Annotated in this window: 23 protein-coding genes; 7 read left to right on the top strand and 16 right to left on the bottom strand. The window is 69.1% G+C overall.

Going from position 1 to position 21,870, the window contains the following annotated elements:
- Positions 1 to 79 precede the first annotated feature (79 nt).
- From SACGLDRAFT_RS04160 to SACGLDRAFT_RS04120, 9 genes are read right to left on the bottom strand one after another with little or no spacing between them, the layout of a single operon-like run.
- A complete protein-coding gene (locus tag SACGLDRAFT_RS04160; RefSeq protein ID WP_005462011.1) occupies positions 80 to 1,093 on the bottom strand; it encodes a ribonucleotide-diphosphate reductase subunit beta in 1,014 nt (337 codons plus the stop codon).
- Entirely contained in the window at positions 1,090 to 3,189 is a 2,100-nt protein-coding gene (locus tag SACGLDRAFT_RS04155; protein WP_005462009.1) for an HAD-IIIC family phosphatase, read from the bottom strand. Before SACGLDRAFT_RS04155 ends, SACGLDRAFT_RS04160 begins: the two co-directional genes overlap by 4 nt.
- Positions 3,176 to 4,489 (bottom strand): MFS transporter, encoded by a 1,314-nt coding sequence (locus tag SACGLDRAFT_RS04150; RefSeq protein ID WP_040918523.1) that lies wholly within the window; start codon positions 4,487 to 4,489, stop codon positions 3,176 to 3,178. The genes SACGLDRAFT_RS04155 and SACGLDRAFT_RS04150 overlap by 14 nt, the downstream gene beginning before the upstream one ends.
- Positions 4,486 to 5,328: a glycosyltransferase family A protein gene (locus SACGLDRAFT_RS04145; RefSeq protein WP_005462005.1), complete on the bottom strand. Its 843-nt coding sequence runs from the start codon at positions 5,326 to 5,328 to the stop codon at positions 4,486 to 4,488. Before SACGLDRAFT_RS04145 ends, SACGLDRAFT_RS04150 begins: the two co-directional genes overlap by 4 nt.
- Entirely contained in the window at positions 5,321 to 6,280 is a 960-nt protein-coding gene (locus SACGLDRAFT_RS04140) for a beta-ketoacyl-[acyl-carrier-protein] synthase family protein (protein WP_005462004.1), read from the bottom strand. Before SACGLDRAFT_RS04140 ends, SACGLDRAFT_RS04145 begins: the two co-directional genes overlap by 8 nt.
- Entirely contained in the window at positions 6,271 to 7,599 is a 1,329-nt protein-coding gene (locus SACGLDRAFT_RS04135; protein WP_005462003.1) for a class I adenylate-forming enzyme family protein, read from the bottom strand. The genes SACGLDRAFT_RS04140 and SACGLDRAFT_RS04135 overlap by 10 nt, the downstream gene beginning before the upstream one ends.
- A complete protein-coding gene (locus SACGLDRAFT_RS04130) occupies positions 7,596 to 9,182 on the bottom strand; it encodes a thiamine pyrophosphate-binding protein (protein WP_005462002.1) in 1,587 nt (528 codons plus the stop codon). The genes SACGLDRAFT_RS04135 and SACGLDRAFT_RS04130 overlap by 4 nt, the downstream gene beginning before the upstream one ends.
- Positions 9,179 to 9,631 (bottom strand): hypothetical protein, encoded by a 453-nt coding sequence (locus SACGLDRAFT_RS04125; protein ID WP_005462001.1) that lies wholly within the window; start codon positions 9,629 to 9,631, stop codon positions 9,179 to 9,181. Before SACGLDRAFT_RS04125 ends, SACGLDRAFT_RS04130 begins: the two co-directional genes overlap by 4 nt.
- Positions 9,628 to 10,824, bottom strand: a complete 1,197-nt coding sequence (locus SACGLDRAFT_RS04120; RefSeq protein ID WP_005462000.1) for an aldehyde dehydrogenase family protein — start codon at positions 10,822 to 10,824, stop codon at positions 9,628 to 9,630. Before SACGLDRAFT_RS04120 ends, SACGLDRAFT_RS04125 begins: the two co-directional genes overlap by 4 nt.
- 588 nt (positions 10,825 to 11,412) lie before the next feature.
- Between SACGLDRAFT_RS04120 and SACGLDRAFT_RS04115 the strand changes: the two genes are divergently transcribed.
- Positions 11,413 to 13,047: an ABC-F family ATP-binding cassette domain-containing protein gene (locus tag SACGLDRAFT_RS04115; RefSeq protein ID WP_005461999.1), complete on the top strand. Its 1,635-nt coding sequence runs from the start codon at positions 11,413 to 11,415 to the stop codon at positions 13,045 to 13,047.
- 19 nt (positions 13,048 to 13,066) lie between these two features.
- Here the strand turns inward: SACGLDRAFT_RS04115 and SACGLDRAFT_RS22455 are convergent, their stop codons facing one another.
- Genes SACGLDRAFT_RS22455 through SACGLDRAFT_RS04090 form a run of 7 tightly spaced genes read right to left on the bottom strand, consistent with a single transcriptional unit; the run spans position 13,067 to position 18,094 of the window.
- Complete coding sequence (locus tag SACGLDRAFT_RS22455) at positions 13,067 to 13,213, bottom strand: hypothetical protein (RefSeq protein WP_005461996.1); 147 nt, start codon at positions 13,211 to 13,213, stop codon at positions 13,067 to 13,069.
- Positions 13,213 to 13,887 (bottom strand): DUF6084 family protein, encoded by a 675-nt coding sequence (locus SACGLDRAFT_RS04110; RefSeq protein ID WP_005461992.1) that lies wholly within the window; start codon positions 13,885 to 13,887, stop codon positions 13,213 to 13,215. The genes SACGLDRAFT_RS22455 and SACGLDRAFT_RS04110 overlap by 1 nt, the downstream gene beginning before the upstream one ends.
- Positions 13,888 to 13,892: 5 nt before the next feature.
- Complete coding sequence (locus SACGLDRAFT_RS21760) at positions 13,893 to 14,072, bottom strand: hypothetical protein (protein WP_232284069.1); 180 nt, start codon at positions 14,070 to 14,072, stop codon at positions 13,893 to 13,895.
- Positions 14,073 to 14,089: 17 nt separating this feature from the next.
- On the bottom strand, positions 14,090 to 14,713 hold the full coding sequence (locus SACGLDRAFT_RS04105; RefSeq protein ID WP_005461988.1) for a DUF5947 family protein: 624 nt from the start codon (positions 14,711 to 14,713) through the stop codon (positions 14,090 to 14,092).
- Positions 14,710 to 15,210, bottom strand: coding sequence for a hypothetical protein (locus tag SACGLDRAFT_RS04100; protein WP_040918517.1), 501 nt, complete (start codon positions 15,208 to 15,210; stop codon positions 14,710 to 14,712). The genes SACGLDRAFT_RS04105 and SACGLDRAFT_RS04100 overlap by 4 nt, the downstream gene beginning before the upstream one ends.
- A gap of 6 nt (positions 15,211 to 15,216) precedes the next feature.
- On the bottom strand, positions 15,217 to 17,019 hold the full coding sequence (locus SACGLDRAFT_RS04095; RefSeq protein WP_005461984.1) for a nickel-dependent hydrogenase large subunit: 1,803 nt from the start codon (positions 17,017 to 17,019) through the stop codon (positions 15,217 to 15,219).
- A 22-nt stretch (positions 17,020 to 17,041) separates the two neighbouring features.
- Positions 17,042 to 18,094, bottom strand: a complete 1,053-nt coding sequence (locus SACGLDRAFT_RS04090; protein ID WP_005461982.1) for an NADH-quinone oxidoreductase subunit B family protein — start codon at positions 18,092 to 18,094, stop codon at positions 17,042 to 17,044.
- A gap of 301 nt (positions 18,095 to 18,395) precedes the next feature.
- Here SACGLDRAFT_RS04090 and SACGLDRAFT_RS04085 point away from each other — a divergent pair, with 301 nt between their 5' ends.
- The 6 genes from SACGLDRAFT_RS04085 to SACGLDRAFT_RS04060 are packed head-to-tail and all read left to right on the top strand — an operon-like array spanning position 18,396 to position 21,869.
- Positions 18,396 to 18,953 carry a D-sedoheptulose-7-phosphate isomerase gene (locus tag SACGLDRAFT_RS04085; protein WP_085978102.1) on the top strand — a complete coding sequence of 186 codons (558 nt, stop codon included), beginning with the start codon at positions 18,396 to 18,398 and terminating at the stop codon, positions 18,951 to 18,953.
- Positions 18,950 to 19,180: a hydrogenase assembly protein HupF gene (locus SACGLDRAFT_RS04080; RefSeq protein WP_005461978.1), complete on the top strand. Its 231-nt coding sequence runs from the start codon at positions 18,950 to 18,952 to the stop codon at positions 19,178 to 19,180. Before SACGLDRAFT_RS04085 ends, SACGLDRAFT_RS04080 begins: the two co-directional genes overlap by 4 nt.
- Positions 19,177 to 19,836: a D-sedoheptulose-7-phosphate isomerase gene (locus SACGLDRAFT_RS04075; protein ID WP_005461977.1), complete on the top strand. Its 660-nt coding sequence runs from the start codon at positions 19,177 to 19,179 to the stop codon at positions 19,834 to 19,836. The genes SACGLDRAFT_RS04080 and SACGLDRAFT_RS04075 overlap by 4 nt, the downstream gene beginning before the upstream one ends.
- Positions 19,833 to 21,098: a hypothetical protein gene (locus SACGLDRAFT_RS04070; RefSeq protein WP_005461974.1), complete on the top strand. Its 1,266-nt coding sequence runs from the start codon at positions 19,833 to 19,835 to the stop codon at positions 21,096 to 21,098. The genes SACGLDRAFT_RS04075 and SACGLDRAFT_RS04070 overlap by 4 nt, the downstream gene beginning before the upstream one ends.
- Positions 21,095 to 21,619, top strand: a complete 525-nt coding sequence (locus SACGLDRAFT_RS04065) for a hydrogenase maturation protease (RefSeq protein WP_005461972.1) — start codon at positions 21,095 to 21,097, stop codon at positions 21,617 to 21,619. The genes SACGLDRAFT_RS04070 and SACGLDRAFT_RS04065 overlap by 4 nt, the downstream gene beginning before the upstream one ends.
- Positions 21,597 to 21,869 carry a HypC/HybG/HupF family hydrogenase formation chaperone gene (locus SACGLDRAFT_RS04060; protein WP_005461970.1) on the top strand — a complete coding sequence of 91 codons (273 nt, stop codon included), beginning with the start codon at positions 21,597 to 21,599 and terminating at the stop codon, positions 21,867 to 21,869. The genes SACGLDRAFT_RS04065 and SACGLDRAFT_RS04060 overlap by 23 nt, the downstream gene beginning before the upstream one ends.
- Position 21,870: the final 1 nt, after the last annotated feature.

The following is a 21,870-nucleotide window of genomic DNA, read 5'->3' as shown; positions in this document are numbered from 1 at the left end:
GTCGATGTCGTGGGTGCCCGACGCGCGGGCACCCACGACACGCGTCATCTTGCTTGTGCAAGAACGGCTTTCAGCCCGTTCAGATGGCCTTGCTCTGCATCGATCCGTCACCTCCCCTCTCCTCCGCGTCCCGACCGGGGTGGCCGGACACCTGGGTCTCGGAGCCGTCGGCCGCGTCGCCCTCGATCGAGTAGGTGCGACGTGCCACCGCGGCGATGTGCTCGCGTCCCTTCCGCGACACGCCGACCGCGGCCAGCCGCCGGTCCACGAGCTTGGCCAGCTGCTTGGCGGCCAACGGATTGGAAGCGCCCGGCCGGTCGTCGATGTGCACCACGTGCGGGACGGCGAGCTCCATGGCTTCGAGCACGTGTTCCTCGAACCCTCGCTTCACCCAGCGGCGGGCCGCCTGGGTGCCGTAGGCGATGTGCCGGGACTCGTCGCGCATCATGCCGATGAATCCGGCCTCCACCTGCGGTAGCTCCGTGTGGGCGCGAAGCGCCCTGAGGACCGCCTGCTGGCCGTTGATGGCCATGACGCCCTCGGTCAGGAGGTGGAAGACGGAGACGAGCCGCAGCCAGGTATCGATGTCCGGACGCCGCAACACGTCCTCGGCGAACGCGTCCTCGATCCGCTGCAACGCGCGGTAGGCCGGCGTGAGCTGCTCCCACAGCTGCGGCAGCCGCGCCTTCAGCCCTTCCGTCCCGTCCATGAGCTCGCGGTCGACGAGGTTCATGAACGCCACGTGCCGAGCCTCGTCGGCGCTCTGCGTCGCGAGGAACACCAACTCGTCCTCGTCGGGCGCACCGGCCATCACCGCCGCGAGCCCGTCCACCGCGGTGTACTCGCCGACGTAGAAGGACGTGAACAGCCGGAGGAGCACCTCACGACTGGCCGCCGGAACGCGGTCCCAGTTCGCCCTGTCCTCGTCGAGTCGCAGGTCGCCGACGGTCCAGTGCTGCTGCTCCCAGCGCCGGTACAGCTCCTGGGCGTCCACGCCACTCGCCACGACCCTCTCGGCGTCCGCACGGAGCGCGGAGACCGGAACCTTCCCGGCGTGAGCCGCGCGATCGGCCCTGCTCCAGCGATCGATCACGCTGTCACCTCCCTGATCGACACCTCGTGTGGCCAGGCGTCGAGCTCGGCGGCCGACACCGGCCCCCGACGCCGCCATTCGCTCCGCGCGCCGTGCTCGGCGACGAGTTGGAAACCGCTCCGCCGCAGGAGGTCCTTCGCGGGTGAGTTCCGCTCGGTCGCGGTGTAGTGGGCCACGAACGTCTCGTTCGGCCGTCCCAGCAGCGCGGCGGTCAGGAACACCGGTCCCACGTCGAGCGCGAGAACCCGGCAGGAGACCGCGAGCGCGCGGACGACGCCGTCACCGATCACGCACGCCCCGACGATTCCGTAGTTGGCGAGGTCGTCGCTGACCTCGAGAACACGGAGTTCGTCGCGACTCGCCGCCTCCGCGAACTCGTCGGGCCCCGGCGGCGGTTCCCCGAGGGTGAACTGTGTCGTCCGGGTCACCAGCTCGGCGACGCGAGTCAGTTCCGACTCCCGTGGCGGTCGGACGTCGACCCGGACGTGCAGGTCGCGGATCAGGCGGCCGTAGTCGCCGTCGGCCGAGTCCGCCATCCTCGCCACGGTGAGCGCGGCCCTCGTCGTCTCGGTGCGGTTGGCGGCCTCCGGGGTCACGGTGCGCACCTGCAGTCCCGGCTCGGTGAGCAACCACCGCCGGAACTCGCTCACCGGCGCGTCGACGACCCGCACCGGAGGGCCGAAACGTCGGATCTCCTCACGCTCGACGTGGAAGTCGTCGAGAACCGCGACCGCTTCCGGCGCTACCTGCAGCTCCTTGCACAACTGGTGCAGCGACGCCGATTTCGGCCCCCACCCGATGTAGTGCGCGACGAAGTCGTCCGGGCTGAGCAGGTCCGTAGACGGCAGCCTCCGCCACGCGGCGAGCGTGGCGTCCGCGTCCCCCTTGCTCACCGACGCGAGCAGCACCCCGCGCTGCTTGACGATCCGCAGGGCCTGGTGGATGCCTCGGTGCAGCCACGAGCTGGTCGTGTCGGCCATGGACCAGTCGAAGTCCATGTCGGCCAGGACACCCGGCCACAGGGTGTTGTCCAGATCGACCGCGAGGCACTTGATGCGGTCGGCAGCGGTGTGCGCGGCGTAGGACGCGTAGTACTCCTCGGCGAGGACCGAGCTGAGCAACGGCGTCTGGTTGGGTACGTCGAGGTCCGGGCTCGGCGTGCCTCCGTGGTGCGCGAACGGGAACAGGTGGTCGTCGAAGAGGTGCCGCGCGCCCCATTCCCGGACGAAGCGGTCCTCGTCGACGAGCACGACGTTGTCGTGCCGTCGTGCGGCGCGGTCCAACTCCTGGTTGAGGAAACCCACGCTGTCGCGAAGGTGCCACTCGTGCAGGTACTCGAAGCGCCCGAAGGCCGATAGTCCGGGGCCGGACACGTTGTGCATGAGCACCAGCCGGTCCCCTGCCGCCTCGGCGGTGGTGGCCAACAGGTTCGCGAGCAGCCGAGCCAGGGCGCGGGTGCGGGTCGCCCTGGTCCGCGGCGTCGCCGCGTACCCCAGGTCCCACAGCCCCCGCAGCAACGTCTCGACGTACGGCATCACCACGACGACGTCGGGGTCCTCGCGGCGAATCGTGTCGACCAGGTCGTGGACCGACGCGCCGGGCCAGCTCGTCCGCACCGTCGCGTCGTAGCCACCGAGGCGGAACCTCCGTTCGACCGCGGCCCGCGCGAACTGAACGACGCACCCACCGAGCAACAGCACCCGCAAAGGACCTCGCCACGGGGCGGGAACGGCGCTGTCCTCCAGGTGGTCGATCTCGCCGTAGGCGGAGGATGCTCGTTCCGGCGGCGGGGTCTCGGCCACCCGGATCAGCCGCTCGATCTGCTCGTCGGCCTCGGTCTCCTCCCGGTCGACGAGCAGGCCGGTCGCGACGAGCAGGTCGACGAGCTTCTCGGCCTCCGCGCGGTCCCCGCCGTGTCGAAGGACCAGGTCCTCGGCCGAGACCGGGGACTCGGCGAACGTCAACAACTCCGCCGCTCGCTCCGGCAGCACGTGTCGTTCCAGGCCCACGACGTCGACCGCGACGTCTCGGCCCGCGAGTCTGGCCACCGCCCATTTCCGGCTTCGACGCAGGCGTTCGCGGTCAACGGTCGGCATCTGCGCTCTCCTCCGGGGATTCCGTCAGAGGCATCTCGATCGTGCCCGGCCGCAGCAGCGTCACTCCGCACAACAGGACCGGCACCGCGATCAGCGCGGCGATCACCAGCGCGCCTCCGGTCACCCCGGCACCGGCGAGCAGCACCGGGCCGGACAGGCTGCCCAGCATGCCGAACACGTCGGTGAGGGGAATGAACGACGCGTAGAACCGGCCCGTCAGCTCGTTGGGCAGGCGCTTCTGGACTTCGGCGAAGTAGACGACGGTCGCGACGGACTCGAGGAATCCCGCCGCCACCATGCAGACCAGGGCCAGCGGCAACACCCCGATGAACGGCAGCACGAGCCAGGCCAGCGCTTCCAGCACGTTGCCGAAGAAGTACAGCGGACCGGGACGGAAGCGGCTCAGCCACGCGCTGAGCAAGGCGCCGAGCACACCCCCGGCTCCCATCGCCGACACCAGCCATCCGTTCGCGCCGGGGGAACCGGCGAAGTTCTCCTTCGCCAGCCCGACGACGAAGACCTCACCGAGGGCCACCGCTCCGACGTACGTGAAGGCCGTCAGGACCAGGACCCGCAGCATCCGGTCGCCCGCCACGGCCCGGACCAGGACGGCCGGTCCGGTGACGAGCATCTTCCGGAGCTCGCTTTTGAGTCCCGGCTTCTCCTTCTGCTCCGCCTCCGCCTGCTCCGGTTCCCGAAGCGGTCGGGCCGGCAGCCCCCACACCGACGCGGCGGCCAGCATCGCGAGACCGCCCTGGATCGGGAAGGACACCTCGACCCCCACCGAGGCGATGATCACGCCCACCAGCAGCGGCCCCACGATGGAGCTCAACCGCTCGGCGGTCACCAGCAGGGCGTTGCCGGGTGTCTCGTCGCCCTTGGCGATGACGAGCGGGCGCAGCGCCATCCGCGCGGGAAGGCCGAACATGTACACGACACCGGCCGTGAACATGAGGATCTGCAACTGGACCAACGACTGGGTGAGCGGCACCGAGGCGAGCAGCACCGCGTTCATGACCGCCGTCACCCACGCGACCTTGCGCGGCTCCCACTTGTCCACGATGTGGCCGACGATCACCCCGAAGAGGATGTTGGGGATCAGTCGCGCGGCCAGGGTCAGCCCGGCCTCCCAACTCAGTCCGTACCGGTCGATGACGAACAACGGGATCGCCACCACCAGCATGGACCCCGAGAGGCGGTGGAAGAGGATCGACGCCGTCAGCCAGGCCAGGGGCCGGTTCTCCCGCAGCACCGCCCACGTGGACCTCGAACGTTTCGGTGGACTGTCCGTGTTGGTCACCGGATCGACCCCCCGGTGGCCGTCTGCTTACGCAGGTCAACCCTGGGTGTGGCGCTGTCGAGGGAGTCGGCGTTGGAGTAACCACCCATCGTGTAGCGCAGCGTCGCCTTCTCCGTGCACAGTGGCCGGACCCCGCGGCGAGCCATCGACAGCGCGTAGGCCATGTCCTCCGTGATCTCCAACTCCTGTTGCCGAGGCGTGAACCGCTGGGGGAAGCCGTGCTTTTCGGCGTAGGTCCTGCGGATGAGGAACTCGCCGGTGTCGATGCGGCCGAGCACTTCGTCCCCCGCCCACAACCGGTCGCGCACGACCGCCGACCCCGGCTCGAAGACCCCCAGCTCCGCCAACCTCCGGTAGGAGTCGCGGCGGCCGTCCGGCTCGGGATACCAGGGGTCGACCCCGTCCGGGACGAACGGAACGTCGTTGTCGTCGACGAGCAGGCGCCAGCTGTGCGCCACGGGTACGTCCGGGTTCGCTCGCAACAGCTCGACCAGGCTGCTCAGGTGGTCGACTTCGAAGGCGTTGTCGTCGTCGAGATGGCAGACGAACTCTCCGCTGCCCGCCGCGACTCCGGTGTTGCGGAGGAACGCCAGCCGGGCCGGCAGGTACGGCTGAAGGCCCTCGGGCAGATCGGCCGCGGTGACGTCCAGGAAGCGGGCGTGGTCGAACGACGCGACGATCTCCGCCACCTCGTCACGACAGCCACGGGCGGCGCAGTCGTCACCGACGACGACGTGTTCGACCGCGACGCGTTGGGCGGCGACCGAACGCAACGCCGCCCGCAACCGGTCGAGACGGCCGATCGTCGGCGTGACGACCGTGACTTCGGGGTTATGCATGGCCACCTACCGGAGCAGAGTGTGGAATCAGTTCGGGCACGAGAGCATGATCGTGGCGGACGCCGTGGGTGGGCGGGCCCACCACCGCGCAGGCGTAGTTGCCGCTGAAGCCGAACGCGTTGACCAGGACCGTGCCGTTCGAGGCGAGGGCGTGGCGACAGGCCTCGATCAAGCTCACGGCACCCGCGCCGTGCAGCAGGTGTCCGGTCGTGGCCTTGCTCGCGCTGACGACCACCGTGTCCGCGGGGATGCCACGGTCGGCCAGCAACCGCGATATCGCCTCCTCCTCCGCCGCATCGCCCGCCACCGTTCCGGTCGCGTGGGCCTCGATGCGGTCGGGGGCCCGGACTCCGGCCCGGTCCAACGCATCGACCATCCGGTCGTACACCGCCTCGGGCCGCAGCCCGGCACGCGGCTCGGCGGCCACCCGGCAGGAGATCGACTCGATCCTCGCGAACGCCGCCGTGACGTGGTCCTCGACGGTTCTCTCGCCGTCACAGACCACGGCGTACTGTCCCGATCCGAGCGCCGTGCCGTCCCGGTCCGGGGCGAACGGGCGTGCTCGACCGGTGCTCAACGCCCGCAGCACCCGCATGCCGGCCCGGTCGTAGCCGGTCGGCCCGATCATGCCGGTGACGACGACGCGGTCGGCCCGGTTCGCCCGGATCAGGGCCTGCCCGTATTCGAGGCCGAACAGCACGGAGGCGCAAGCGTGGTTCAGCAGCACCGGGTCCGCGCCCCGCTCCCGCAGCGAGGTGAGCGCCAGCTCGCCACAGAACGTCGCGAGCTCGTCGTCAGCTCCTTCCACGTCGGACGTGGTCCCTCCGTGTCCGACGACGACGTACTGGGTCCGAGCGGGGTCCTGCTGCCCGGCCTGCCCGAGCGCCGAGCGGCACGCCGTCCACGGTGCGGCGGCGTCGATCGGGGCGAGTGCCAGTCCGGTCACGTACATGCCCGCACCACCTCGCGGAGCGCGTTGCGATCCAACTTCCCGGACGGCAGCAACGGCAACTCGTCGACGAACCGAAGCCGGACCGGGCCGAGACCACTGGGCAGGGCCTCCACACAACGACGGCGTAGTTCGTCGGCGTCGGTGCCGTTCGACTCCGCGCGCACGAACGCGTGGACCCGATCCCGCGTCGCGTGTTCCTCCCGCACGGCCACGACTCCGGCGTCGTCGACGCCCGGCACCGCACGCAGAGCGTCCTCCACCGCGATCGGGGCGAAAGTCCTGCCGTGGACGATGATGACTTCCTTACGGCGTCCGACGACCTTCAGATAACCCTGGTCGTCCACCGAACCGAGGTCGCCGGTGGCCAGCCAGCCGTCCGCGTCGGTCTGCGGGACGACGTTCCCGTCGCGCACGTACCCGAGCAGCACACTCGGGCTGCTGACCATGATCTGGCCGTCGTCGATACGGACCCGCACCCCGGGCAACGGTCGCCCGACGGTCCCCTCCCGGTAGAACTCGGGACAGTTGACCGCGACGTTGGGCCCGGCCTCGGTCAGGCCGTAGCCGTCGAGCAGACGTTGGTCGCACACCGCGCGTGCCGCCTCGACCAACGACGGTGGCAGGACGTCGCCGCCGACGTTGAGCAGCCGGAGCCGGTCGATCCCCGCCGCGACGGCGTCGTCCCGTCGTGCCGCCGACAACAACATCGCGAGCATCGAGGGCACTAGGTCCACACTGGACGGTTTGTGTTCGACGAGTCTCGGAATGAAGGTCCGAAGCGGACTGGTGTGCTCCAGCATCAGGCCGACGCCGTAGCGCGACCACAGTTCCACGACCGAGGCGCCGTAGGCGTGGGCGGTCTGCAGCGGCAGCAACATCACTTCGCCCGCCTCGAAACGCAGCCGTTCCTGGAGTGCCGACGCCTGGAAGGTGATGGCCTCCCGCCCGTGCGCGACGGCCTCCGGGTGTCCCGTACTTCCCGACGTCGCCGCGAGCCGTGCCGTGCCCGGCAGGCGCCGAGGCCGAAGCCCCGGCGCACGACGGTGGACCACACCGTCGGCGTCGATCAGGGCGGCGGCGTCCATTCCGGCATACGCAAGGGTGTCCTCGCCCAGGACGTGGACCAGGTCGAGCTCACCGACCACCGTCCTGGCCACGAGACCCACCGGGGGTTCGGCGGGCAACTGGACCACCGACCCCGACGGCAACCCCCGCAGTCCCCGGTGGATCACGGCCGCCAGGGAGGTCAGTTCCGTCTCCGCCACGCGCACGCCGTCGACCCACAGCGGGCCGAAACGAGCCGTTCCCGTCTCGGTCATCCGGCCAGCTCCCTGTGGACTCCGGGGCTGACGTCGTGGTCGTCGACCTCCACCACCACGAGCAGCGGCTTCCGAGGCTCCACCCGGCGGGTCCCGACGACCTCATCGAGGTCGCCTTCGGCGCGGACCGTGACGACGGTCATCCCCAGCGACCGAGCGATGTCGCGAATCGGAAGCGGATCATGCACCACGGTGAGGTCCCGTTGCTTCTCCTCGCGGCCCGCGCGTGGCCAACCCCAGCCGCGGTTCGACAACATCACAACGACCGGGCTGGGGTGGACGTGCAGCAGGGTGGGCAGCGCGGTGATCGAGATTTCACAGGCGGAGTCACCACACACCACGAGAAGGTCCCGCCCCGGCGCGGCCGTCGCGGCGCCGATGGCCGCGGGGACTCCGAAGCCCATCGTGGTCTGCTCACCCGGGGTGACCACCGGCGTGCCTTGGCGCACGGCGATCGCGGAACGGTCGAAGCTCCACATGTCGTGCAGCCCGTTCTCCTGCACCAACACGGCGTCCCGCCCGAGCGTCGACCAGATCGTGCGCAGGGTCGTGGCGGCCAGCGACTCCCGCCTCGGCGGGATCTCGCACGACGCCCAGTAGGGGCGTTCCCCGACTCCACCGTGGTCGAGCAATAGCCGGAGGGTCTTCCCCGCGTCGCCCCACACGGCGACCTCGGGCCGGACGGCTCGACCGAACGCCGAGGGATCGCGATCGATCTGCACCACCGGCAGGCAACGGAGCCGTGGCCATCCCATGCGGACCGTCTCCTCGAGGGCGCTGCCCACGACGAGGAGCGCGTCCGCCCGCGCGACGACGTCGGCCGTCTCGCGGGAGGCGTAGAGGCCGGCGTTGCCCAGCGAGGCCGGGTGCGTCTCGTCGATGACCCCACGACCGGCGGCCGTGGTGAGCACCATGGCTCCCCAGCGTCGCGCACAGGCGACGATCTGCTCCCCGGCACCCCGGCTCCCGCCACCGGCCAGGATGAGAGGCCGCTCGGAGCGGGACAGCAGGGCGACCGCCCGCCGGATCGTGTGGTCGTCGGGGACGCACGTCAGGGGCTCCGGCGGGGACACCCGCTCGACGTCCTCGGCGGCAGCGAGATGGTGATCGACTTCGATCACGGTGACGCCCGGTCGCTGGTTGAGGCTCAGGTGAAGGGCGCGTCGCACCGCCCAACCGACCTGGGTGGGCTCGCCGAGCTTGTGGTACCAGGACACCAGCGGGCTCACCAGCTGCTCCTGAGGGGTCACCTGGAACCCACCACGAGCGGCTTCGGCCGGGTTCGTCGAGCTGGTGACCACGATCATCGGCACACCCAGGCTCGACGCCTCGAGCAGCCCGGTCAGTGAGTTGGTGAACGCGGGGCCGGGAGTCAACGCCAGGACGGCGGGCCCACCCGACACCTGGGCGTGGCCGATGGCCGCCAGGGCCGCGGCACGCTGGTCCCTCACGACGACGGCGCTGAGCCTCGGTTCGGCCCTCGCGGCGTCGAGCAGTTCGGGTTCGTCCGCGGGAAGGCCGAAGACGTGCGTCACTCCTGCGTCCGCGAACATCCCGGCGAGCTGCCGCCACACCGCCTTCATGCCTCGCCCCCGTCGTCACCGGGCGACAGGCGGACGCCGTCGACCACGAACCGCTCCGGACCACCACTGACCGTGATCACCGAGACCGGCGAACCATGACGGCTCCAGCTCTCGGCAACGCGGCGAACCTGCTCCGGACGAGCGGCCGCCAGGATCGTCGCCGGGACGTCCTCCCGCTGGGCGAGCACCGCCAGCAGGCGGGCGGGCTCCAGGCGAAGCGAGTGCAGCGGCCGCAGTGACCGGCCCGACCGCACGCGGTCGACGAACTCCCCCAGGGCCGTGCCGCAGACCCCGGTCGCGTCCAGAACGACTCGTTCGCCTTCCCGCCGCCCGAGCTCGTCGGCGACCTCGGCGACGGTGCGGGCGAGCGGGTCGCGCGAGGCGTCACTCGGTCCGGACGGCGATCGGTCGACCACCGCCACGACGTGGTTCTCGGTTCGGGGGCTCACCGTCGGCCACCGCGTGCTGCTTCGGCGGAGATCAACAGCGGTCTCCCCAGGACTTCGTCACCGCACTGCACGGCTCCGGCCTCGACGCCGTAACCGCCGAAGGGTCGGTTTCCGTCCTCCACATCCAGTGGCGCCGCCTCGGGAACGACCACAATGGTGCCGATACGACGGTCGATCAGTTGCGGCTCCCCGAACACCGAGACGTAGCTGCCCTGTCGTTGCTGGTCCGGCCGGTTCAACCACGTCCGGACCTGCGCGGGGTCCTCGTACTCGACCAGGCAGAAAACCGGGGCGAACATCTCGACCGGCGTGAAGTCCGGCTCCCAGTCGAACATCAGCACGGTCGGCTCGATCATTCGTGCGTCGACGTCGCACTTGCCGCCGTAGACGACCGCGTCCCGGTTGAGTTCGATGAACGAGCAGGCCGATTCCAAGGCGTCCTCGTAGACCACGCCGTCGACCATCCGCCAACTCGTCGCGCTGTCGAGGCTACGACGGCGATCGAGCATCGTCCGCAGGCAGGCGAGCAGGTCCTCTCGCACCTCGGTATGGACGAACACGGCGTCCGGGCACAGGCAGTCCTGGCCGCCGTTGAACAGCCGTGCCGCGACGAGGGCACGGGCGGCGCTTTCCACATCGGCCTCGGGACCGATCACGAAAGGTGTGGGCGAGGAGGCGAAGGTCAGTACCTTGGGGCCGGGGCACAACGCGGCGCGCACCGAGGCGGCATTGGAAGCCGTCCCCGTGAACACGACGAGATCGACGCTCGCACTGTCGTCGACGAACTCGCGCTGCGAACATTCCCAAAGCCGTACTTCTCCGGCGGCGTACGGACTCAGAATTTCGTGCACACGCGCGGTTTCACGTCGCACCCGAGATGATGGTCGAATCGTAATGGTGTCCGTGTAGAGACTCGGCACCAATACGTACAGAACATAGGAGTAGATCAGGTTGTTCGACGGGTAGAAAACGTTGATCCGACTCAGTCGCTCCGGGTCCTCCCGCAGGATTTCGTCGGGCGCACCGGCGAGCGTACGAATCGACCGCAACAATTCGTCACTGATGCTCGGCCGGGTCGCGATGTCGGACACCGCGTCGACGAGTTTGTCCCGAGCTCCGAGAAATCCCTGCAGCATCCGGAAGCTCTCAGCCTCCAGCGAGCACAGTTCATGGCGCGCGGAATCATGCCACATGATCTACCCTCAACATATCCCACAGGCCCGCGATGGACGGCCAATGTCGCACGCCGGAATTCCAACGAATCGACCGCATCGAAACAAAGAAATCAATCGACGACACGCATGATCATCGAAATACCGCCGAGCGGGACGACGACGCCGCATGATGTGAACCAGACAATCGCAATCCTCTCCGACAAACCAACGGCCCCGGGATCACAATTTCGACCACCGGCGCAAAAACCGCGAGGCTTCGACACGCTAGCACCGGAACGGGAGAACCAATAGACTGTGCTCCTCGTCTCAGTGGGCTTGACCTCGCGCCGCAGTCACCCCGAAGGACCAACGGACCTCGCCGCCGCATTCCGATGAGAACGAACGCGGCTTTCCGACATCATCGCAGTTCACGGGCGGTTTCCACGCTCATTCGATCCCTAGTGGACAGTCTCTGTGGCATATCCGCCCCCGGCGGCGAAAGCGGCCTTCCCACCTCCGTGGCGGGGAGGCCGGTTCGAAGAATTCGAACCTCACTTGTGGAACGTCCGCACCGCGCACCGTTTACTTCACCAGGCGAGACGGCCCCACCACTAGGATGCAGCGACTATGGGTGCCGAACTGGTCGCGAAGCAAATTTCAGCAGCTCACGGCGATCGGGTGCTGTTCTCCGAGCTCGACCTCGTCGTCTCCGAAACCGACGTCGTCGGATTGGTCGGGGCGAACGGAGCGGGGAAGTCCACGTTGCTGCGCATCCTCTGCGGAGACCTCGCGCCGCAGTCCGGCCTGGTTCGGTGTCACCCGGCCGACGCCAACATCGGCTACCTGCCTCAGGAACCCGAACGTCGTCCCGGTGAGCTGGTCCGGGACTACCTGGCTCGACGCACCGGCGTGGCCGAGGCACAACGCCGACTCACCGTGATGACCGAGGCGCTGACCAACGGCGAATCCGGCGCGGAGGACGGCTACGCGGCCGCCCTCGACACCTGGCTCGCCCTCGGCGGCGCCGACTTCGACGACCGCGCGACCCAGGTGCTCGGCAGCACCGCACCCGGCATCAGTCCCGAGCAGCCGATGACGAGCCTGTCCGGCGGCCAAGCCGCGCGGGTGGGCCTCGCCTCGTTGCTGCTCAGCCGTTACGACATCTTCCTGCTCGACGAACCCACCAACGACCTCGACCTGGAGGGGCTCGAAAAGCTGGAGGAGTTCGTCAAGGGCCTGCGGGTCGGCAGCGTCGTGGTCAGCCACGACCGCGAGTTTCTCGCCCGGACGGTGACCCAGGTTGTCGAACTCGATCCGGTACAACAGGAGGTCCGAGTCTATCGCGGGGGATACCAGGCCTTCCTCGAAGAGCGCGCGATCCTGCGGCGGCGGGCACGCGAGAAGTACGAGGAGTACGCCGCGAAGGTGTCCGCGCTCCAGGCGCGCGTACAGACCCATCGCCAGTGGATGGAGAAGGGAGTCCGAAACGCCCGCCGCAAGTCGTCCGACTCCGACAAGATCGGTAAGAAGCACCGCGCGGAGTCGAGCGAGCAGCAGGCGTCCAGGATCCGGCAGATCGAACGCCAGATCGAACGTCTGGAAGAAGTGAAGGAGCCGCGCAAGGAGTGGGAGCTACGCATGAAGATCGCGCACGCTCCCCGCGCCGGAGCGGTCGTCGCCCGGATGCGCGACGTGGTGGTCGACCGCGGCGAGTTCACCCTCGGACCGGTGAACCTGGAGATCAGCTGGGCGGATCGAGTGTCGATTCGCGGGGCCAACGGGGCGGGCAAGACCACCCTGTTGTCGACCCTGCTCGGCCGGACCCGGCCGACCCGCGGTGAGGCTATGCTCGGCTCCGGGGTGATGGTGGGCGAGGTGGACCAGGCCCGGCGCCTGTTCTACGGCGAGAAGACGCTTCTCGACGCCTTCTGCGCCGAGGCGGGCCTCGTCCCCGAGGAGGCCCGGACCCTGCTGGCGAAGTACGGGCTCGGCGCGGCACACGTGCCCCGCCCGGCGAGCAGCCTCTCCCCCGGCGAACGCACCAGGGCGGCCTTGGCGGTGCTCCAGGCCAAGGACGTGAACTTCCTGATCCTGGACGAGCCGACCAACCACCTCGACCTGCCGGCGATCGAGCAACTGGAGTCGGCGCTGTCGGCCTACACCGGCACCCTGATCCTCGTGACCCACGACCGGCGATTGGCGGGAGCCGTCGACACGAACCGGAACTGGGAGCTACGGAACGGCCAACTCCTCGAACGCTGAAGACCGCGCGCCGGCCGGGCTACATCGACCGGATCTTGGCGTAGCGCACCAGGGCGGGCAGCTCCCGTGCCAGCACGCCCAGCACCACGGCGCCGAACGCTCCCGCCAGCACCCGCACCACGAGCTGGCGGGCTCCGGGACGCCTCTTCATCACTTCACGTGTCATCACACCCTCCCGGACAGTTTCAACAGGGACTCGATCGCTTCCTCCGGGGAGCGGTACGCGTGGCGTACGCGGTAGTCGTCCAACCGCCGGTACACCGACTCCGCCACCCTCACCCAGCGATAAGAGCCGAAGTACGTCTCGCGCATCCGCTGCCAGCACTCGACCGGCAACCGGTACTTCACCTCGCTGTCCCACGGCAGGCGCGCCGCTTCGAGCCGGCCACCCCGGCTGTGGAACACCGTGCCGCTGAACTGGAACCGCAACGGCACGTCACCGCCGGACAACGCCGAGAGGTAGCTCACCGACGCCAGTTCCACGTCCTGGCCGCAGGGAACGGGCACCTCCACCTCGGTGTGGTCGGTGAAGCCGGGCACGTGCACCACCGGTCGCGCCCACACCAGCTCGCCGATACCGGACGCCCACTGGTCGGGGGTCCCGAACACGCCACGCAGCCGCGCGCGCTCCTCCGCGGTGTAGTCGCGCAGGGTCGCGACGATGCGGACGGACACCGCCAGCGTCAGCGACCGCACCGATTCGACTCCCCGGCAGCCGACGCACAGTCGGAACCGCAGGGTGGGAACGGCGTCCAGCGGCGCGGTGTCCACGCCGGTGATCGCCCACGACAACTCGGGGGCGGACAGCGCCGTGCCTGTCATACCTGTCGTGTCGGTCATGTCGGTCACGGCGGCGAGAGGTTCGGCATTCCGGGCAGGATGGGATTCCGGGCACGCGGGCGGATGCCCGTGGACCTCGCGGCCGTCGATCTTCCGTCGGGCAGGTGGCCCGGCTGCTTGGCGTAGTTGCCCCTGCTGTTTCCCTGCTTCACCCCACGCGTGTGCGAGGGCAGGTCGACCCTCACGTCGGGCTTGCCGAGAATCAGCCCGGAGCGACGCCGCTCCGCAATTCGGCGAAGAAGCGATCGATCTCGCGCCATACCTCGTCACCTCCTGTCATTCCGGTCCAGTTACCGCGTACCCGCGCGGTGAGCCGATAGCACTCGTCGATGCCGACGAGCCAGTGCTCGCCCGCGGCGCGGTGCACGAGCAACGCCGTCACCTCCGGGACGAGGCGTGCCAGCTCGGGCCGTCGGCGGACCAGGTGTTCCCATGCCTCCCGCTCCACGTCCGTGCCCACCACGCCGAGTGGACTCGGGTAGTGGGCCGTCACGCCGTCGTCGTGGGGCACGAGGAAGGCCAATCGCACGGGCACCCCGAGGGCCGCCCATCCGACGTCGTCGAACGGGTCGTCGGCGAGTCGTTCCCGCAACTCCGGCACGGTGCGGTAGCGGCCGGTGTCCGTGGTCCCGCGATCGAACAGCAACGCACACGCCCGGCACGCGCACGCCAGCCGCCGCACGGACAGCTCCAGCAGATGCCGGTGCCCGGCGGGCAGGGCCTCGCCGCACAGGTCGCACCGGTGCCCTTCCCCGCGAGGCTTCTCGGCGACGGCCGCCGTCCGGGCCAGTGCCCGGAGCCGGCCGAGGGGCAGCGGCTCGGTCATCGCGCCCGCACCGCCGTGAGCGGGACGAACGCGGGCTCGCTCCGGTGCCGCACGCGCACGTCCGTCACCTCGGGCGCCACGGCCCGCACGACGGCCTCCACGGTCTCGGTGGCGTCCGAGACGCCGCTCCGAGCCACGCCCTCGATCGCCACCGTGACGCCGTCGTCGGCGTAGTCGGTCAACTCGGCGACGATGCGGGGCCTCAGGTCGGCGAGTGCTCGCCGGATGCGGGTCTCGGGCTCGTGCGGATGCAGGTCGTGCACCAGCAGGAGGTGCCCGACGAGTTCGTCGTCGGCCAGCGCGTCGGACACCTCCGGCGCGGCCTTTTCGATGAGGGCGGTGACGCGCGCCAGCGCCTCGCCGTAGACGTCGACGAGGGTCCGGACCGCGTCGAGCGCCACGGCATCGGCCCGCTCGGACAGTTCCGCGAGCCGACCGTCGAGTTCCGCGAGCGTCCGGCGGACCCGCTCGACGTCCCACATCCCACGTGCGGTCATCGCCGATCACTGCCCCGGATGCGCCGCGCCGAACGTGGGCGAGGCGACCTTCTTGAGCACCTGCCCCTCCCCGAGGTACATGTGCACGCCGCACGGCAGGCAGGGGTCGAAGCTGCGCACCGTGCGCATGATGTCGATGCCCTTGAAGTTCTCCCTGCCGTTCTCCTCGAAGATCGGCGTGCCCTGCACCGCGTCCTCGTACGGCCCCGGCGTGCCGTAGACGTCGCGGGGACTGGCGTTCCACGGCGTCGGCGGATAGGGGTGGTAGTTGGCGATCTTGCCGTCGCGGATGACGAGGTGGTGCGACAGCACGCCGCGCACGGCCTCGTGGAAGCCGACCCCGATGGCCTCGTCGGGCACGTCGAAGTTCTCGAACACCTTCGTGTTGCCCGAGCGGACCTCCTCCAGCGCCTGCTCGACGAAGTGCAGGGCCATGCCCGCGGCGTAGGCCACGAAGTACATGCGCGCCCGGTCGCGTTCGAGCGTGTTGGCGTACCGCGGGGGCCGCCACTCCAACCGCAGTTCCGGGGACTGCGGGGTGGCCGGGAGGTCGATCCGCACCGCCCCGCCGGTCGCCTTCACGTACGGCGTGTCCACCAGACCGTTCAACGCCGTCGACCACAGCCTTGCCAGCGGGCCGCCACCGGTGTCGAGGGCCAGGTGTTCGCCGCTGCCCGGATCGAACCAGCGCGGGCTCATCACCCAGCTGTAGTTGCCGTTCTCCAGGTCACGGGCCTGAGGGACGGGCAGCGTGGTCTGGTTCCACGGGTGTCGCTGATCGACCGGGTTGCCGAGCGGGTCCCGCTTCACGAAGGTCTGCTCGTTCACCCAGTCGTCGTAGTAGGAGCTGCCGAGCAGGATGCGCATGCCGAGGTTGATGTCCACGAGGTTGTTGGTGAGCAGCTCCCCGTCCACCACGATGCCGGGCGTGACGTACATGTCACGGCCCCAGTTGGCCATGTTCTCGTAGCGGTAGTCCACCGAGTACGGGTCCTGGAAACAGCCCCAACAGCCCAGCAGGATGCGCCGGCGGCCGACCTCCTCGTAGCCCGGCAGCGCGTCGTAGAAGAAGTCGAAGACGTCGTCGTTCATGGACACGGCCTGCTTGACGAAGTCCAGGCAGCGCAGCAGACGCGACAGGTAGTCGGTGAACACCTGCGGGGTGGCCACCGTCCCCACCCCGCCGGGGTAGAGCGTGGACGGGTGGACGTGCCTGCCCTCCATGAGGCAGCACATCTCGCGCGTGATCCGGCTGACCTCCAGGGCCCGCTTGTAGACCTCACCCTCGAACGGGTTGAAGGCACGCATGATGTCGGCGATGGTCCGGTAACCGTGCACCTCACCGCGGGGGGCCTCGGTCGTCTCGGCGCGTCTGAGCAGACTCGGGTTGGTCTCGGCGACCATGCGTTCGCAGAAGTCGACGAAGACCATGTTGTCCTGGAAGATCGTGTGGTCGAACATGAACTCGGCCGCCTCGCCGAGATTGATGATCATGTCCGCCAGCGGCGGCGGCTTCACCCCGTAGGCCATGTTCTGGGCGTAGATCGAGCACACGGCGTGGTTGTCGCCGCAGATGCCGCAGATACGGCTGGTGATGAAGTGCGAGTCGCGTGGGTCCTTGCCCTTCATGAACACGCTGTAGCCGCGGAACAGCGACGAGGTGCTCCGACACTCGACGACCTCGTTGTTGGTGAAGTCCACCTTCGTGTAGATGCCGAGGTTTCCGATGATCCGCGTGATCGGGTCGAAGTTGACCTCGACCAGTTCCCGCTGGGTTGTGGCGGAGACCTCGCGCTGCGTCTGGGACATGGGTGAGTCGCTCCTGGTGGTGTCAGGCTCGGGGGTAACGGGGCCGGTAACCGGTGGTGAGCTTGTCGCCGGGGTGTCGCCACTTCGGCTCGGTGTTCGCGCTGGCGTTGGTGATGCCGCGCATAGTGCGCACGAACGGGCCGTAGACGCGCAGCAGCGCCGACGACAACGAGCCACCCGGTGGTTCGTCCATGAACGGCATGAATTTGTCGGGGAATCCGGGCATGGTGCAGCCGATGCACACCCCGCCCACGTTGGGACAGCCACCGACGCCGTCCATCCAGCCGCGCTTGGTGACGTTGCAGTTCACGACCGGACCCCAGCAGCCGATCTTGACCTGGCACTTCGGCGAGTTGTAGTCGTGGGCGAAGTCGGCCTGCTCGTAGTAGGCCGCGCGGTCGCACCCCTCGTGCACGGTCTTGCCGAACAACCACTGCGGGCGAAGCTGGTCGTCCAGCGGGATGGTGGGCGCGAGCCCCGCCGCCTGGTGGAGCACCCACAGCAGGGTCTCCATGAAGTTGTCCGGCTGCACCGGGCAGCCCGGAACGTTGATCACGGGCAGTCCACCCGCCGACCGGAAGTCCTCGCCGAGGTAGTCGACGAGCCCCATGCACCCGGTCGGGTTTCCCGCCATCGCGTGAATCCCGCCATAGGTGGCGCAGGTGCCGATCGCGACGACTGCCCACGCTTTCGGGGCGAGTTCGTCGATCCACCGGTTGAGGGTCTTGGGCTGGCCGGTCTCCGGGTCGTTTCCCATCGCCGACCAGAAACCGCCTTCGGCGTGGACGTTCTCGTTGGGGATGGACCCCTCCACGACGAGGATGAACGGCGCGTCGAGTTCACCGTTCGCGGCCTGGAAAAACGGCTTGAGGAAGTCGTCTCCGGTCTCGTAGGCGAGCACCTTGTTGTGCAGGTGCACCTTGGGAATGCCGGGCACCGCCCGGAGCACCACGTCCTCAATGCTGGGCAGGGACGCTGCGGTGACGGACACGGTGTCGCCGTCGCAGCTCATCCCCTCGGAGGTCCAGAGGATGTGCACCTCGTCGACGCCGGTGGCACTGGCCTGTGTGCTCATGAGTTCACAGTGGGCTGGGAAGGCGGAGATCGCACGCCGTCGAGCTCGTCCGGAGTGGACATGTTTGGACGGAGCCGAAGCCGGGTAGCAACACTGGTTTTGCCTTGTAGGACAGCGTGTTCTTGGTTCCGAACATCGATTTGTGCCACTCGTGCCCGGACCGTAACTTCTGGTCACGTCCCCGGTTCGCCGCACGCGGACCGTCCACAGTGATCGCAAACGAAGGCCCGGACGACCATTGCCTGACCGCCATGTCCCCCACACCGTCGTCGACGCCGCCCTGGAACGTCGTCGACGCCCAATGGAAACGTTGCTGCACGAGGCCGAGCCCGTGGCCCGCGCCTGCCACGCGATGGCCGCGCGGTTCCACCGCGGCGGCACGCTCATCGTGTTCGGCAACGGCGGCGGTTCGACCGACGCGCAACACATCTCCGTGGAGTTCGTCCACCCCGTGATCGTGGGCAAGCGGGCGCTGCCCGCGCTGGCGTTGACCGCCGACATCGCCACCATGACCGGCATCGCCGCCAGGGTGGGATTTAAGGAGGTGTTCGCCCACCAACTGCGGCACCTGGCCCGCGAGGGTGACATCGCGCTCGGGCTGTCGGTGGACGGCGAGTGCGCCAACGTGGTCCGCGGTTTCGAACAAGCCCACGAACTCGGCCTGCTCACCGTCGCGCTCGTGGGTGGCGACGGCGGGGCCGTGGCGCGTAGCGCGGCCGTCGACCACGTGCTCCGAGCCGACTCCGACGATCCCCGGATCGTCAAGGAGGCGCACGTGACCATCTACCACGTCCTGTGGGAGCTGGTGCACGTGTTCCTCGAACACCCCGGCGTGCTGACCCCGGAGGCCGTGTCGTGACCACGCCCGCGGACGACCGTCTCACCTGCACCGACGAGGTGTGCGTGACCTGCTCCGACACCGCCGTCGTCGTCCGTGTGGTGCGGCTGCTCGACGACGACCTGGCCCTGGTGGACACGGGGTCCGGCCACGAGGAGATCAGCGTGGCGCTGGTCGATCCCGCGTGCCTGCGTCCGGGTGCGGAACTGCTCGTACACGCCAAGGAAGCGATCGGGGTGCCCCGATGACCGACGCGATGAGTTCGCTGTACCCGTTCCTCTACGACGACACCGCGGCGAGCGGTGCGCGCTCCGTGGACGCCGTCCTGGCCGAGGTCCGCCGCTCGACCGAGGACAAGGTGCGGGAGATCATGGAGCTGCGGCGGCGCGTCCATCGCGAGCAGGGCGAACTGCTCGCGGCGTGCGGGGCGGCGATGGCCGAGCGGTTCGCCCGTGGCGGCCGGTTGTTCTCCTTCGGCAACGGCGGCAGTTCCACCGACGCGGCCGACCTTGCCACCCAGTTCCTCGATCCGCCGCCGGGAACCCCGCCACTGCCCGCCTTCGCCCTCACCGCGGAGGCCGCCGTGGTCACCGCGTTGAGCAACGACGTGGGGTTCGACCTGGTGTTCTCCCGGCAGATCGCCGCGCTCGGCCGTCCCGAGGACCTGGCCGTGGGGCTGTCCACCAGCGGCAACTCGGCCAACCTCCTCGCCGCGTTCGACGAGGCGCACCGCATCGGGATGCTCACGATCGGCATCACGGGCGGCGAAGGCGGTCGGATGGCCGAACTGGACTCGATCGACTTCCTCTTCCGGGTGCCGTCGTCGTCGGTACACCGCGTGCAGGAAGCCCAGACGACGATCTACCACGTACTCGCCGAACTCGCGGCGGAGGGGGCGCAATGACCGACGGAACAGCGCTGGAGGGAGTCCGTGCCGTCGCCGACGCCGTGCTCTACGAGGGTTACGTGCTCTACCCGTACCGAGCCTCGGCGCGGAAGAACCACGTTCGCTGGCAGTTCGGGGTGCTCGTGCCGCCGTCGTACGCGGCCATGGGCACGGGCGAGCACACCTCGTGCCGCACGGAGTGTCTCGCCGAGATCTCCCCCGAGGCCGAACTGCACGTGTGCCTGCGGTTCCTCCAGGCGCAACGCCGCACGGTGGAGATCGAGCGGGAAGACGCACCCGGCGGCTACCGGGAGGTCGACGCCCTGATCGTCGGCGAGGACGAACTGCTGCCGTGGGACGAGGCGGTGGAGTGCGAACGCGACGTGACGCTGCCCGTCCGCGACCTGCTCGAATCCGAACACCGCCTGCCGGTGATCGTCCGTGGCGGAGAACTGATCACGGCGGTCGACGGCGGCCGGGTGGTGCGGCGCAAGCAGCCGTTGACGGCCGAACTCCGGTGCCGGGCCGAGCGACTGCCGGGACTGGTGCGACTGCACGTGACGGTGGTCAACACGGCCACCGTGGACTGCTCGGGGTACACCAGGGATGAGGCGCTGCGGCACTCGCTCATCGCGGCCCACACGATCCTCACCCTGCGGGGCGGCCGGTTCCTGTCCCTGCTCGACCCGCCGGAGGAGGCGAAGGAGTACGCGAAGGGCTGCGTCAACGAGCACACGTGGCCGGTGCTCGTCGGTCCCGTGGGCAGCGACGACGTGATGCTGTCGTCGCCGATCATCCTGTACGACCATCCGAAAGTGGACCCCAGCAGCCACGGCGACTTCTTCGACGCGTGCGAGATCGACGAGATGCTGACCCTGCGCACGCTCACCCTCACCGAGGCCGAGAAGCGCGAGGCTCGGGCCACCGACGAACGGGCCCGCCGCATCATCGACCGCGTCGAGAACCTGCCCCACCAACCACGGGAGTCGATGCACGGCCGCGTCCGCGTCGTGCACGTCGGCGACACCGAGATCGGCACGGGAAGCAAGGTGGTGCTGCGACCGCGCAACGGCACCCGCCGGGTCACGGACGCGCAGGACATGTTCGTCGACGGTCGAGTGGCCACCGTGCGCAGCGTGGTGGAGGACGTCGACGGCACGATCTTCCTCGCGGTCACGGTCGACGGCGATCCCGCCGAGGAATGGCAGCTCGCGCAGGGACGCTATCGGTACTTCACCACCGACGAGGTCGAGCCCTGGACCGGGGAGGTGGAACCGTGACCAGCAGGGTGCTCATCGCCGGCATCGGCAACGTCTTCCACGGCGACGACGGTTTCGGCGTCGAGGTGGTCTCGCGACTGTCCACACGTGATCTGCCACCACAGGCCGTCGTCGCCGACTACGGCGTCAGGGGCGTACACCTGGCCTACGAGCTGCTCGACGGGAACTACGAGACCACCATCTTCGTCGACGCCATGCGCAGGGGCGGGGAACCGGGGACCGTCTACGTGCTCGACGCCGACCCCGCCACCTCGCTGCCGCCCTCCGAACACAGCGACGAAGGCCCCGTCCTCGACGCCCACGGCATGCACCCGGCGGCCGTGCTCGCCCTGCTGCGCAGGCTCGGTGGTACTCCCGGCCGTGTCTACGTCGTGGGCTGCGAACCGCTCACGGTGGCGGAGGGAATGGGGTTGAGCGAACCGGTGGCCGCCGCCGTGGACGAGGCGGCCCGGCTGGTACGGCGCCTGGCCGCCGACGCGGTGGAAAGGGGTGGTGTCGATGTGTCTCGGCATTCCCGGTGAGATCGTCGAGGTCCTGCCCGATCGCCCCGACCTCGCCAGAGTGCACGTCAGCGGGGTACGCAGGACGATCAACATCGGGCTGCTCTCGGACGATCCTCCCTCCCCCGGTGACTGGGTCCTCATCCACGTGGGTTTCGCACTGTCCAAGATCGACGAAGAGGAAGCCGCGGCGGTGCTGCGCTATTTGGAGGAACTCGGCAGTGCCTACACCGACGAGATGGACGCATTGAGTCAATCGATGATCGAGTAAG

Source organism: Saccharomonospora glauca K62 (genome assembly GCF_000243395.2).
Taxonomy (GTDB): domain Bacteria; phylum Actinomycetota; class Actinomycetes; order Mycobacteriales; family Pseudonocardiaceae; genus Saccharomonospora; species Saccharomonospora glauca.
The sequence above is the reverse complement of the archived record's forward strand: the minus strand, read 5'-3'. Positions and strand labels throughout refer to the sequence as shown.